The 14,046-nt window shown below is 69.1% G+C and carries 9 protein-coding genes; 5 read left to right on the top strand and 4 right to left on the bottom strand.

The annotated features are described in order from the left end of the window. The first annotated feature begins 21 nt into the window (after window positions 1-21). From HUA75_RS05915 to HUA75_RS05905, 3 genes are all read left to right on the top strand, one after another. Window positions 22-1,398, top strand: coding sequence for a TolC family protein (locus HUA75_RS05915; protein ID WP_174485755.1), 1,377 nt, complete (start codon window positions 22-24; stop codon window positions 1,396-1,398). Further along, window positions 1,386-2,534 (top strand): efflux RND transporter periplasmic adaptor subunit, encoded by a 1,149-nt coding sequence (locus HUA75_RS05910; protein ID WP_371746063.1) that lies wholly within the window; start codon window positions 1,386-1,388, stop codon window positions 2,532-2,534. The genes HUA75_RS05915 and HUA75_RS05910 overlap by 13 nt, the downstream gene beginning before the upstream one ends. 76 nt (window positions 2,535-2,610) lie before the next feature. Continuing rightward, on the top strand, window positions 2,611-5,754 hold the full coding sequence (locus HUA75_RS05905) for a multidrug efflux RND transporter permease subunit (protein ID WP_174485754.1): 3,144 nt from the start codon (window positions 2,611-2,613) through the stop codon (window positions 5,752-5,754). Window positions 5,755-5,835: 81 nt separating this feature from the next. Here the strand turns inward: HUA75_RS05905 and HUA75_RS05900 are convergent, their stop codons facing one another. Both HUA75_RS05900 and HUA75_RS05895 read right to left on the bottom strand, forming a co-directional pair. Next, complete coding sequence (locus HUA75_RS05900) at window positions 5,836-6,210, bottom strand: DUF488 domain-containing protein (protein ID WP_141649104.1); 375 nt, start codon at window positions 6,208-6,210, stop codon at window positions 5,836-5,838. Window positions 6,211-6,980: 770 nt separating this feature from the next. Beyond that, window positions 6,981-7,895: a glutaminase gene (locus tag HUA75_RS05895; protein ID WP_174485753.1), complete on the bottom strand. Its 915-nt coding sequence runs from the start codon at window positions 7,893-7,895 to the stop codon at window positions 6,981-6,983. A 176-nt stretch (window positions 7,896-8,071) separates the two neighbouring features. On the opposite strand from HUA75_RS05895, the gene HUA75_RS05890 reads away from it, so the two are divergent. Both HUA75_RS05890 and HUA75_RS05885 read left to right on the top strand, forming a co-directional pair. Beyond that, a complete protein-coding gene (locus HUA75_RS05890; protein ID WP_174485752.1) occupies window positions 8,072-9,712 on the top strand; it encodes an ELWxxDGT repeat protein in 1,641 nt (546 codons plus the stop codon). 119 nt (window positions 9,713-9,831) lie between these two features. Beyond that, window positions 9,832-12,294, top strand: a complete 2,463-nt coding sequence (locus tag HUA75_RS05885) for an ABC transporter permease (RefSeq protein ID WP_254627367.1) — start codon at window positions 9,832-9,834, stop codon at window positions 12,292-12,294. Window positions 12,295-12,315: 21 nt separating this feature from the next. Here HUA75_RS05885 and HUA75_RS05880 read toward each other — a convergent pair whose 3' ends face one another. Continuing rightward, the gene (locus tag HUA75_RS05880; RefSeq protein WP_174485751.1) at window positions 12,316-13,062 is read right to left on the bottom strand and encodes a 2OG-Fe(II) oxygenase; all 747 of its coding nucleotides are present in this window, start codon (window positions 13,060-13,062) and stop codon (window positions 12,316-12,318) included. Window positions 13,063-13,252: 190 nt separating this feature from the next. Beyond that, window positions 13,253-13,969, bottom strand: coding sequence for a tyrosine-protein phosphatase (locus HUA75_RS05875; protein WP_174485750.1), 717 nt, complete (start codon window positions 13,967-13,969; stop codon window positions 13,253-13,255). Between the last annotated feature and the right edge of the window lie 77 nt (window positions 13,970-14,046).

Here is a 14,046-nt window from a genome sequence, read left to right as displayed (position 1 = left end):
ACCCTTACCTACCCGATTGGTATGTCCGCACCCACCGCTCTCCTCTTGGCGTTCGTCGCTGCCTCGACGCCGGCCGCGCCGAGTACTCCTGTTCCTCCCCCTGTCCCCTTTCAGCCGAAGGTGGAGGACCCGATGTTGGCGCCGGTCCCCGCCGCGCCTCAGCAGGTGAGCACCTGGGAGCAGGCGCTGACGCTCGTGCGGGAGCGCTCGACGAATCTGAGGGCCGCGGAAGCCGGCGTCCAACGCGCCGAGGGGCGCTGGCGTCAGGCCCTGGCGTCGCTCTTGCCCAACGCACGCGCGTCGGCGAGCGCCGCCCATGACCTCCTCAACCCGGACACCGCGGTGGGCGTGTTTCCCACGCCCGCGCTGGACGGGCGCACGCCCACCTCGCCGATTGTCGGAACCCTCTCCGCGTCCCTGAGCCAGTCGCTGGTGGACGTGGGCGCGTGGCGCGGCCTGTCGTCGGCATCCGCCTCCGAGCGCGGCGCGGTGGCCAGCCTTCAAGATTTGCGTCGCCGCCTCACGCTGGGGCTTGCCCGCACGCTGGTCGCCACCGTGGCGGCCGAGCGGGCCGCGGAGATCAACCGCGTGGGTCTGCTCCAGGCGCTGGAGCGCTCCGCCTTGACGACGCGCTCGTTCGACCTGGGCGCGAGCAACCAGCTCGACGTGGTGCGGGTGAACCAGGATGTGGCGCTGGCGCGCGGCGCGCTCGTCTCCGGTGACGAGCAGCTTCGCCGGGCGCGCGAGGCGCTCGGCATCGCCCTGGGCTTTGGCAACGCGGTGGGCGTGGACACGTCCTTCAACCTGGGCGGGCTGATGGAGGACACGCGCAAGGTGTGCACTCCGCTGGAGGACCTGGACACCCGCCCGGACCTGGCGGCCGCCCGCGCGCAGGTGGATGCGTCGCGCGACAGCCGGCGGCAGGCGTCCGCGGGCTACCTGCCGACGCTCGGCCTGACGAGCAACCTGCAAGCGGTGACGACGGACCCGAGCTTCGGGCGCTTCTCTTCATGGAGCATCGCCGCGGTGCTGTCCGTCCCCCTGTGGGAAGGCGGCCTGCGCGGTGGACTGGTGAAGGAGCGCGAGGGAATCGAACGCCAGGCGGCGGAGACGCTGGAGGGCAGCCGCCGCGACGTGTCCGTCGAGGTGACGCAGGCCCGACGCAGCATCGAGGTGGCACAGGCGCTGGTGAAGACGGCGTCCGAGTCGCGAGAGCTCGCGGACCGGACGGACCGGCTCACGCGCCGTTCCTTTGAAGTGGGCCGCGGCAGCAGCTTGGAGCTGGTGCAGAGCGGAGCGGCCTTGCGCCAGGCGGAGCTGACGCTGGCGCTGCGTGAATTCGAGCTTGTCCAGGCGCGCCTGGACGCATTCTTGACGGAGGCCCGGTGCGATTGGTGATGCGGGTGCGCCCCCTGAAGGCGCTGAAGATGACGTTGTGGAGTTCCGCCCTGCTGATGGCGGCGGGGTGCTCGGGCAAGGCGGCCCCTCCGGCCGCGCCGCCTCCTCGCGAGGTGCAGGTGTTGACGCTGGCGCCCAGCGAGGTGCGAGACACCGGGGAGTATCTGGGCTCGCTCTTGTCGCGGCAGAACATCACCGTGCTGCCTCAGGTCGCGGGCTACGTGCGCCGCATCCACGTGAAGCCCGGTCAGAAGGTGGAGGCCGGGGCTGCGATTCTGGAGGTCGACTCCCGCACGGAGACGGCCGCGCTCGACAGCGCCCAGGCGCAGCAGAGCTCCGCGCACGTCAGCCGGGAGCTGGCGCGCACCACCCTGGCGCGCACGGAGGCGCTCTACAAGGAAGGCCTCGCCAGCGCGCAGGAGCTGGAGCAGGGCCGCGCCCAGGTGGAGGCCGCCGAGGCCGCCTCGCGCTCCGCCGCCGCGCAGGTGGCCCAGCGCCAGGTGCAGTTGCAGTTCCACGCCGTGCGCGCGCCCTTCGCGGGAACGGTGGGCGACGTGCTGGTGCGCATGGGTGACTTCGTGGGCGCGACGACGCCGCTGACGACGATTGCCCAGGCGGATGTCCTGGAGGTCAGCGTGGCGCTGCCGTCCGAGCGGGCGCGGGCGCTCAAGCCGGACACCGCGCTGGAGGTCCTGGACTCGCAGGGCAAGGTGCTGCTCACCAGCCCCCTGTTCTTCGTCGCGCCGCAGGCGGACCCGCGCACGCAGCTGGTGGAGGTGAAGGCGGCCTTCCAGAACACCGTGGGCCTGCGCCCCAGCGAGCTGGTGCGCTCGCGCATCGTCTACGCGAAGCGGGACGCGCTGCAGATTCCCGCGCTCGCGGTGGTGCGCCTGAGTGGTCAGCCCTTCGCCATGGTGGTGCAGGACAAGGAGGGCAAGACGGTGGTGGAGCGCCGCCCCATCGTCCTCGGGACGCTGGGCGACCTGTCCTACGTCATCGAAGGCGGGCTGAAGCAGGGCGACCGGGTGGCGGTGTCCTCGCTGCAGGCGCTGCGCGACGGCATGGCCGTGAAGGTGAAGTCCCCCGACGCCGCTCCGGCCGCCGGGGCCGGTGCCGCCACGGCGGGCAGCCGCTGAGCCAAGGGATGGACCGGGCCTCGCCAGTCGCATCGCGAGGCTCGGCTACCGCCATGAGAATGAGGGCCTGAACGCCGTGTTCGTCGACTTCTTCATCCGCAGACCCGTCTTCGCCATCGTCTGCTCCATCTTGCTGACGCTGGTGGGGGCCATTGCCATCCCCACCCTGCCCATCTCCCAGTACCCGGACCTGGCACCGCCGCAGGTGACGGTGACGGCCAACTACGTGGGCGCCAGCGCCGAGGTGGTGGAGAGCGCCGTCACCATTCCCATCGAGCAGGAGCTCAATGGCGTGGAGGGCATGCGCTACATCACCTCCACCAGCAGCAATGACGGCACCAGCCAGATTACCGTCACCTTCGAGCCCACGCGCGACATCGAGGTCGCCGCCGTCGACGTGCAGAACCGCGTCAGCCGCTCTGCCGCGCGCCTGCCCTCTCAGGTGAACCAGACGGGCATCGTCGTCAACAAGGCCTCCAGCCAGATGCTGCTGACGGTGGGTCTGTCCAGCCCGGACAACCGCTACGACGCGAAGTTCCTCAGCAACTACGCCGACGTGAATCTCAAGGACGCCATCAAGCGCGTGCGCGGCGTCGGCGAGGTCCGCATCTTCGGCGAGCGCAAGTTCTCCATGCGCCTGTGGCTGGACCCCACGGAGCTGGCGCGCCGCAAGCTCACGCCCCAGGACGTGACGCGCGCGCTCCAGGAACAGAACCTCCAGGTGGCCGCGGGACAGGTGGGCCAGCCGCCCTCCAGTGAAGAGCAGCCCTACCAGCTCGCGGTCCGCGCGCGCGGCCGTCTGGTGGACCCGGAGGAGTTCGGCGACATCGTCCTCATGCGCGACGCGAGCGGCAAGAGCGTGCGCGTGAAGGACGTGGGCCGGGTGGAGCTGGGCGCGGAGAGCTACGGCACGCTGTTGCGCTTCAACGGGAAGACGGGCGTGGGTCTGGCCATCTTCCAGTTGCCCACCGCCAACGCGCTCGACGTGCGCGACGGCGTCTTCAAGGAGCTGGAGCGCCTGTCCGCGCAGTTCCCCCCGGGCATGACGTTCCAGACAGGCACGGACACCACGCTCGCGGTGCGCGCCTCCATCCACGAGGTGCTCCAGACGCTGGTGGAAGCCATCGCCCTGGTCATCCTGGTCATCTTCCTGTTCCTGCACGGCTGGCGCAGCGTGTTGATTACGGCCTTCACCCTGCCCGTCTCGCTGGTGGGCACCTTCGCCTTCGTCCAGTTGATGGGCTTCTCCATCAACACCCTCACCCTCTTCGGCCTCACACTGGCCACGGGCCTCGTCGTCGACGACGCCATCGTCGTCATCGAGAACATCGAACGGTTGATGGTGGAGCGGCACCTGACAGCGCGACAGGCCGCGCGCGAGGGCATGAAGGAAGTGGCCGGCGCCGTCATCGCCATCTCCGTCGTGCTGGTGGCGGTGTTCGTCCCGGTGGCCCTCTTCCCTGGAACGACGGGCGCCATCTATCGCCAGTTCGCGCTGACCATCGCCGCGTCGGTGGCGCTGTCCACGTTCTGCGCGCTGACGCTCACCCCGGCGCTGAGCGCTCGGATGCTCAAGCACCACGTGGGTGAGAAGTGGGTGTTCTTCCGCTGGGTGGACAAGGTGCTGGACGCGACGCGCGCCTGGTACGGCCGAGGCCTGCGGGCGCTGCTCAAGCACCCGCTCATCGTCCTGGTTGCGTTCCTGGCCTGCATCGGCGCCACGGTGGTGCTGTTCCGGGTGACGCCCACGGCCTTCATCCCCGACGAGGACCAGGGCTACGTCATCATCTCCATCCAGGGCCCGGAGGGCATGTCGCTGGCCCAGTCGGAGAAGGTGCTGGCCCAGGTGGAGGAGGTGCTCAAGCAGCAGCCGGAGGTGCGCGCCATGTTCGCCATCGGCGGCTTCTCCTTCCAGGGCACCGGCCCCAACCTGGCGACGGTGTTCTCCAGCCTCATCCCGTGGGAGGAGCGTCCGGGGAAGAACCAGTCCGTCGCGGGGCTGGTGGAGCGGCTGCGTGGGCCGCTGAGCCGCATCGGTGGCGCGCGTGTCATCCCCTTCCAGCCCCCGGCCATCCGCGGCGTGGGCAGCGTGGGCGGCTTCCAGTACATCGTCGAGGACACGGCGGGCTCGCGCACGCTGGATGAGCTGGCGACGGCCACGCAGGAGCTGGTGGCGAAGGGCAACGCGGACGGACGGCTGCGCGGCGTGCTCACGGCGTTCAACGCGGACACCCCGCTCTTGGACGTGGAAGTGGACCGGCAGAAGGCCAAGGCGCTCGGCATCCCCATCGAGCAGATCTTCGGGACGATGCAGGTCTACATGGGCAGCCAGTACGTCAACGACTTCAACTACGCGAACCGGACGTACCGCGTCTACGTGCAGGCCGAGCAGCAGTACCGCGACAGCCCGCAGGACATCGGCGCGTTCTACGTGCGCAGCGACAACGGGGAGATGATTCCGCTCGAGTCGCTGGTGAAGGTGACGCCCACGGTGTCCGCGCAGGTCATCCGCCACTACAACCTGTTCCGCTCGGCGGAGGTCAACGGCGCGGCGGCTCCGGGCGTGTCCTCCGGTCAGGCCATCGAGGCGATGGAGTCTCTGGCGGCGGAGACGCTGCCGCAGGGCATGAGCGCGGAGTGGACGGGCATCAGCCTGGAGCAGAAGGAGAGCGGTGGTCAGACGCTCATCATCTTCGGCCTGGGGCTCCTGTTCGTGTTCCTGGTGCTGGCGGCGCAGTACGAGAGCTTCAGCCTGCCGTTCGTCATCATCCTCTCGGTGCCCCTGGCCATCATGGGCGCGCTGGCGCTGCAGCTCATGCGCGGGTACGCCAACGACGTGTTCTGTCAGGTGGGTCTGGTGATGCTGGTGGGTCTTGCCAGCAAGAACGCCATCCTCATCGTGGAGTTCGCCGAGCAGTTGAGGGAGAGCGGCAAGGACGCGCTGGAGGCGGTGGTGATGGCCGCCGAGGTCCGCCTGCGGCCCATCCTGATGACCTCCATCGCGTTCCTCCTGGGCGTGGTGCCGCTGATGACGGCGCAGGGCGCGGGCGCGGCGGCACGCAACTCGCTGGGCACGACGGTGTTCGGCGGAATGCTGGTGTCCACCATCGTCAACCTCATCTTCATCCCGGGCCTCTACGTGCTGATGCAGAAGGTGCGCGGCGAGTCCCGGCGGGAAGCGGCGGACGACGAACTCCCGGCGGCGGCTCCGGCGCCGTGAGCCATTGAAGGACACCGCTGGTGGACGCGGGAGCCATGGGCTCCCCTGTCCCGGCGGTGCGGCCGCCCACGCTCCAGAAGGTCAGGAGCGGCGGGCGGCTTCGATGAGCTCCGCGAGCAGCGTGCGGTGACAGACGGGCTCCAGGATGCAGTCCTTGGAGCAGAGGAGCGTTACCGTCTCTCCCCGGTCCACCCTCGCGGCCAGCTCTGCGATGATTTCCCGCTGTGACTGCATTTCCTGGATGTACCGCTCTCGGTAGGCATCGAGGGTTATCGGCGTCTGGCCCTTGCCGTAGAAGGCCTCGAAGAGGTCGGGGCTGGGCGCCAGTTCGCGGCGCCACTCGTCCCAGGTCTCCTTGGCTTTGGGGAGGCCGCGCGGCCTGTAGCGGCAGACGAGGAGACGCAAGCCATCATCGGGCTCTCCTGGAACACACCAGCGACGGGTCTTGATGGGCATCGAGGGGCAACCCGGTGCCGAGGGCACCGTATTCCGGAAGGGGTTCACCCGACTTCTTACCGGACCTGCGTGGATCACTCGCGGTGGCTTCGTCGCAAGTCCTTGGAAACGCTTGGATCGAACGAGGCGAAGGAGGCGGCACGCGCCCTGCTATGTGATGCCGCATCGAAGCGCGGCGGCACGGCGCAGGGGTTGGGCAGCAAGGGCGGCGGGTTGGACGGGGCGGTACGCAGGACGGGCGGCGGGCTGGACGGGGCAGTACGCAGGACGGGGCAGCACGGGGCAGTACGGGCGGCGGGTCGGACGGGGCAGCACGCAGGACGGGGCGGCGGGTTGGACGGGGCAGCACGCAGGACGGGGCAGCACGGGGCGGTACGGGCGGCGGGTCGGGCGGGGCAGCACGCAGGACGGGCAGCACGGGGCGGTACGGGCGGCGGGTCGGACGGGGCAGCACGTAGGACGGGCAGCACGGGGCGGTACGGGCGGCGGGTCGGACGGGGCAGCACGTAGGACGGGCAGCACGGGGCGGTACGGGCGGCGGGTCGGACGGGGCAGCACGTAGGACGGGCAGCACGGGGTGGTACGGGCGGCGGGTTGGACGGGGCAGCACGCAGGACGGGCGGGTTGGACGGGCGGGTTGCAGCAAGCGAAGCGGGAGATCCGCTTCACATCGGGACGGCTCGGGCGTGAGGGATGGGCGGTGGGGGCCGGTCCTCAGCGGAAGAACATCTTCGCGAGGACCGGTTCACCTTCAACGCCACCCATCCCCCTCAAAACACCGAGAGCCCGGTCAGCGTCGTGAACCGGTCCAGTGCTTCCACACCTGCAACGGAGTTGCCGTGGGCATCCAGCCCCGGACTCCACACACACAATCCACAGCAATTCGGGATGACGGCGATGATGCCGCCACCGACACCGCTCTTGCATGGCAGACCCACGCGATAGGCGAACTCGCCCGCGGCGTCATACGTGCCGCAGGTGAGCATCACCGCGTTGACCTGCTTGGCCTGGCTGCGCGTGAGCAACCGCTCCCCTTTCGCGCCCTGCCCATGACGCGCCAGGAAGCCACAGGCCCGCGCGAGGTCCGCGCAGCTCATCGACAGCGAGCACTGCCAGAAATAGTGCTCCAGCACGCGAGGCACCGGGTTCTGGATGTTGCCGTAGCTCGCCATGAAGTGCGCCAGCGCGGAGTTGCGGTGGCCGTGCTCGGCCTCTGACGCGGCGACCACCGGGTCGAAGTCCACGGACGCGTTGCCACTCTCCGCCCGCAGGAACTCCCGCAACACTCCGCGCGAATCACCCGTGAGACTCAGCAGCCGGTCCGTGACGACCAGCGCCCCCGCATTGATGAACGGGTTGCGGGGCACACCCTGCTCGTACTCGAGCTGCACCAGCGAGTTGAACGGATTGCCCGAGGGCTCCTTGCCCACCCTGCGCCACAGCGCATCCCCATCGCGAGCCAGCGTCAGCGCCAGCGCGAACACCTTGGAGATGCTCTGCACGGAGAAGGGCACCCGCCAATCCCCCACGCCGAACACCTCGCCATCGACGGTCGCCAGCGCCATGCCGAACCGTGCGGGGTCCACCGCGGCCAGCGCGGGGATGTAGTTCGCCACCCGCCCTTGCCCCACCGTCGGCCGGATGGCCGCCATCACTTCATTCAGAATCGCCTGGAAGTCGTCCATCGCGCGCCCCGTCCACCGTGGCCCCGGATGATAGCCGCGCGGGGGAATGTCGCCTCATTCACATCGGTGAACCAGCGAACCTGACCTCAGGCCCCAGAGCACTGGGCATTCGCCAATCACCCTCCACATTCCGCGGACCCGGATGAACGATGGGTCCGGGGAAAGGAAATGAATCCATGCGTCACTCCCGTTCATACTTCCTCGCAGGCAGTTGTGCGCTCTTCTGCGCCTGCGGCCCCATGGAGGAGTCGGTGGACCCACCGACCACCGACAGCGACTCCGAGCTTGAGCTGAGCCAGGACCTCAACAACGCACCGCAGTGCACCGGCCCCAGGTTCGTCGCCGACCTCGCGCCGGGGACCGGCTCGACGAACCTGCTCGACAGCGCCGAAGTGGACGGCGTCGTCTACATGAGCATCGTCTACGGTCCGAGCCTCGACACCTACTACCTATGGAAGTTGGAGGAGAAGTCGGGCGGGCAGGACCTCCACTCCGGATGGAAGGCCACGCTGCTGCTCGGAAACCTCTCCGACGCTCCCAAGAGGATGACCGTCGTGGGCTCCAAGGTCTTCTTCATCCTCGATGATGGCATCCATGGCAGCGAGCTGTGGAAGACGGATGGCACTCCCGGCGGGACTCGACTGGTCGAGGACATCAATTCCTTTGGGAGCGCCTTTTCCGACAATCCCCTCAACCCTGTCGCCGTGGGCAAGACGCTCTACTTCGCCGCCGATGACGGCACGCACGGCACGGAGCTGTGGCGCAGTGACGGAACGACGGGAGGCACGCGCCTCGTGAAGGACATCTTCCCCGGCCTCCCGAGCTCCTCACCCGGGCAGCCCCTGCTGGATGGCAAGCGGCTGCTCTTCGCTGCGGACGACGGCAGCAAGGGTCGTGAGCTGTGGAAGTCCGACGGCACGAGCGGGGGGACTCGACGGGTGCGAGACATCTTCCCTGGTGCCATGGGGTCGTCGCCCGACCAGCTCTTCCGACTGGAAGACGGCACCGTGTTCTTCGTGGCGGATGACGGCACCCACGGTCGGGAACTCTGGACGACGGATGGAACGAAGGAGGACACCGAGCTGGTGGAAGACATCCGTGCGGGCTCGGCGGGCTCGGACATCGCCTGGCTGACGTCGGGGAAGAAGAAGCTCTATTTCACCGCGAACGACGGCGTCCACGGCTCGGAGCTGTGGACCTCGATGGGCTGCGAGGACGACACGCGCCTCGTGAAGGACATCCGTCCCGGTGCCATGGGCTCGGCGCCTAATGAGCTGGTGCCGCTGAAGGGCAATGTCATCCTGTTCGCCGACGACGGCACCCATGGTCGGGAGCCCTGGAGGAGTAACGGCACGACGGCGGGCACCTTGATGCTCGCGGACACCCACCCGACCTCGCCACCGTCGGGGTACGGGCCCACCAGCCTGGTCGCCGGCAAGAACAAGGTCTTCTTCTACGCCACCACGCCCGACACGGGGAAAGAGCCCTGGGTCACCGACGGCACGCCCTCGGGCACCCGGCTCATCAAGGACCTCCGCCCTGGGCCCGAGCCCTCCATCTCCGGAGACCCCTTCCCGCCCTTCGTCGTGGGCGGTGGAGCGACGTTCCCCTACTACAACGAGGCCGTAGGCGTGGAGCTGGTGTGGACCGACGGCACCGCGTCGGGAACCCGTGTTGCGGACATCAATCCAGGCCCGGATTCGTCCAGTCCGGTCGCCTTCCGCGCCACCCACGACTGGGTGTACCTGGTGGCGAGTGATGGCATCCACAATAGCGAGCCGTGGGCCCTCTCCGTGGGCTGCTTCCCCAAGAACTGAGCCTCGAAGACACGTTCATGAGACGCGAGTGTCCGGAGCCGGGAACCGATTGTCCCAGCTCCGGCCACCGCGCCAGGTGACTCGTCGCACCGTGCGTCTGACGACAGAGAGTGCGCCTCATGGCACGCTCCGTGCTGTCGGGCACACGCATGGACTTTCTCCGCCAGGACTTCCGTCACGCGCTGCGCCGGTTGCGACGCAGTCCCACGTTCACCCTGGTGGCGGTGCTCACGCTCACGCTCGGAATCGGGGCGAACGCGGCCATCTTCAGCGTGGTGCACACCGTGCTGCTGCGTCCCCTCCCTCTCCAGGACGACGCGCGCGTGGTGCGGCTGTACAGCGTGGGGAAGCAGGGCCCGGGTCCCACTTCACCTCCTGACCTGGTGAGCCTGCGCGAGCAGGCGCGCTCCTTCACCGGACTGGCCGCGCTCGCGAGCACCGAGCTGACCCTGGGCGCGCATGACGCCGAGTCGCTCCCCGTGAAGGTCCAGGGAACCCTCGCCACGGCCGACCTCTTCCAGGTGCTCGGCCCGCGCGTGCACCTGGGCCGAGCGCTCCAGCCAGGAGACGATGCTCCAGGCGCGCCTCCGGTCGCCGTCATCTCTCATTCCTTGTGGCAGCGTCGCTTCGGCGGAAGTCCGACGGTGCTGGGGCGAACCCTGAGCACGGGAGCCCCCGTGCCCGCCACGGTGGTGGGAGTCATGGCGCCCGGCTTCGACTTCCCGGCGCGTTCGGATCTCTGGTTGCCCCTGGTCCTGGGCCCGGAGTCGTTGACGCCGGAAGCACGCGGTGCCCACTGGCTGGAGGTGTATGGCCGCCTCGCGCCCGGCGCGAGCGTGGAGCAGGCAACCGCCGAGGTGGCCGCGATTGCACGAGGACTGGCCGAGCAGCATCCCCGGACGAACCGGGATGTGGGCGCGAGCGTGGAGTCCCTGCGCGACGTGCTGCTGGGAAAGGTGCGTCCGTCCCTGCTGATGTTGATGGGCGCGGTGGGGCTGGTCCTGCTCGTCGCCTGCGCGAACCTCACCCACCTGTTGCTCGCACGTGCGGCCTCGCGTGAGGGAGAGCTGTCGATTCGCCTCGCCCTGGGCGCGAGCCGGGGCCGGCTGGCTCGCGAGCTGCTCGCGGAGAGCGGCCTGCTGGCGCTCGCGGGTGGCGCGATGGGACTGCTCGCGGCCATGTGGGCCATGGATGTCCTGACCGCGTTCGGCCCCCAGGACATTCCTCGCCTCGAGGATGCCTCCATCGACGGCACCGTGCTGGCCTTCACCGCCGCGCTGGCGATGCTCACCACGGTGTTGTTCGGACTCGTTCCCACGCTGAAGGCCACGCGCGTGTCGCTCGGGGGTGGGCTGCGCATGGCGCATGCGGGGGGTGGTGGTGGCGCACACCACCACAAGACGCGCGCCTTGCTCATCGTCGGGGAGACCGCGCTCGCGGTGTTGCTGCTGGTGAGCGCCGGACTGCTGTTGCGCAGCTTCGTGCATCTTCAGCGAGCGGCGCCGGGGTTCGATTCGGAGGGAGTCCTCACGGTGAAGCTCGACCTGCCGCCCAATCGGTATGGCTTCGGCACCGCCGCGCCCGAGGCCTTCTTCGACCAACTCCTCGCGCGGCTGCGCGCCCTGCCCGGCGTCGAGGCCGCGGGCATCGTCGCCAGCCTGCCGATGGACGGTGGCAAGATGCCGCTCGACCTGAAGGACCCCCAGCGTCCGGTGCCACCTGGAGCGGCCCCCTGGAAGGCCAGCGTGCGCATCGTCAGTCCTGGCGCCCTGGAGACCCTGCGCGTGAAGCTCCTGAGTGGCCGGGGGCTGAGCGCCGGGGACCGAGGTGAGGGCAGGCGCGCCGTGCTGGTCAATGCGGAGGCCGCTCGCCGGTTCTGGCCGAACGAGGACCCGCTGGGGCGGACGCTGAGCACCGACATGAACTGGGGAAACGGTGCGTTCGGAGGAGTCGTGGTCGGCGTGGTGGACAACGTCGCCATCGACGGGCTGGCGGCGCCCGCTGTCGCGGAGGTCTATCTCCCCTATGAGCAGGCACGCAGCACGCAGATGACGCTGGTCCTGCGGACGTCGGCGGACCCGCTCACGCTCGCCTCGGCGGTGCGCGCGGAGGTCCGGTCGCTCGACTCGAGCCTCGCGCTCGGCAGCGTGCGCACGCTGGCCTCGGTCGTGGACCGCACGGTGGCGCCGCTGCGCTTCTACCTGCTGCTCGTCGGAGTCTTCGCCGGGGTGGCACTGCTGCTGGCCGCGGTGGGGCTCTATGGCGTCGTCGCCTATGCGGTATCCCAGCGGACACGGGAGCTGGGCATCCGCCTGGCACTAGGAGCGAGGACACACCAGGTGACGAACCTGGTGCTGCGTCGGTACCTGGGATTGACGGCGATGGGGCTGGGACTCGGGCTCGTGCTCGCGGCGGGGGCCAGTCGGACGCTCGCGCATCTGCTCAACGGGGTTCAACCCGTGGATCCACTCACGTACGCGGTGGTGCTGGTGGTTCTGGGACTGGTGGCCTTTGCCGCGGCCCTGCTCCCCGCGCGGAGGGCGGCACAGGTGTCGCCCTCGGTCGCGCTCCGGGGTGACTGAGGCAGCCGGGCGTGGGGCCCGTCAGCGGGCATCGTGGAAGATGATGCCCACCGTGTGACGGTGGCCCGAACGGAGGCGGCTGACGCCGTGGCGCATGTTGACGCGGTAGATGCCTCGCGTGCCCTGCACGGGGCGGTGGTGGACGGGGAAGATGACGCCATCTCCCTGGCGAAGTGGCACCACCTCCGCGCGGGACTGCATGCGGGGGCGCTGTTCGGTGAGCACCAGCTCGCCTCCCGTGAAGTCTCGCTCCGGCTCTGACAGGAGGAAGGCCACCTGGAGCGGGAAGACCTCCTCTCCATAGAGGTCCTGGTGGAGGCAGTTGTAGTCGCCCTCGCCATACTGGAGGAGCAGTGGCGTCGGCCGGAGCTGCTCGGCCTGATGACAGTGCTGGAGGTAGGCGGCGTGCGTGTCGGGGTAGCGCGTGTCGATGCGCATGGCCTCGTTCCAGCGATTCGCGATGGCGGCGAGCTGGGGGTAGAGCCCGCTGCGTAGACGGGCGACGAGGTCAGGGAGCGGATAGGCGAAGTACTTGTACTCGCCCCGACCAAAGCCGTGCCGAGCCATGACGACGCGACTGCGGAACGGCGCATCGGAGGCGTAGAGCGCCGCGAGGGCCGCGCACTCGTCAGGCGTCAGCATGGAAGCCAGCGTGGCGCACCCGCGTGTATCCAGCTCCGAGCCGAGAGCCGCCCAGTCGAGCGCCTCCAGGCGCTGCTCCACGTTGGGAGGGCTCGACGCACGCATCCTCCGGACAGGCGTGGTCATGAGGTCCCCCCCTCCACGGACACCTGAGCTGACATTGTTCGCTGCTTCGGTCGCCACGCCATACAGACACTCCCTCTTGTCTCCGGCGGCGCAGTCAGCACACCGGACAGACACAGGAGATGGCGCACCGGGGAGCAGGTTGCGACCCGGTTGTTGCTGCGAACGGACGGCTCCGGGGCGCCGCTTCCAGTTACGTGCCGCAAATCCCCGCTGTCACACTCCCCACGCGAAGCAATCGCGCCCCCAGTGCTTCCAACGCGGCCGCCTGCGCCACCGACAGCCTCACGCCCGGTCGCGCCTTCTGCACCATGGCCAGGGCTTGCTTCGCATCAGGAGCCAGTCCACGCGCCAGGAGGAGCGCGGCAGCCACCATGCCCGTGCGCCCATGTCCCTGCGCGCAGTGGATGTAGAGCGGCGTCGGCAGCATCGCCCAAGACTCGACGCAGGACGCCAGACGCTCCACCGACGGCGCCGTCGCGTCGAGGATGGGATGACAGACGTAGTACTCGACACTCCGGATGCCTTCGGGCTCGATGAACTCGGACGTCAGGTCCACCACCGTCCGAGTTCCCGCCGGTAACTCCCCCGCCAACAACCGACGCCCGATGACGATGCCGGGCGCGACCTCGTCATGCACTGATTCGCGCGAAAGGCGCCGCGCGAGTCGCCACGTCGCCCAGGTCATCAGCAGATAGGGCAACAAGACGACCAGCGCCCAGGGATGCATCCGTCCATCAGAGCGCTTACCAAAAACCGCCGGCCACGCCCCGGCATACGCCACCGCCACGAGCGCGAAGCTCAGCGCGGGCCAGAGCAACCCCCACCCCAGGCCCCGAAGCTGGAAGGCCAGGACCATCAGCAGCGCCGCGAAGACACCGAAGACAAATGAGTACTTCAGGCCCGCCATGGGATTTCCACCCTCTCACCCCGCGACCTACTCGACGCACTCAGGCTGCATGCCGCATGCGCTCGAGTATCGGGCCG

It is taken from the genome of Myxococcus sp. CA040A (assembly GCF_013336725.1).
GTDB lineage: Bacteria > Myxococcota > Myxococcia > Myxococcales > Myxococcaceae > Myxococcus > Myxococcus llanfairpwllgwyngyllgogerychwyrndrobwllllantysiliogogogochensis.
This window is presented reverse-complemented; position numbering and strand designations above follow the sequence as displayed.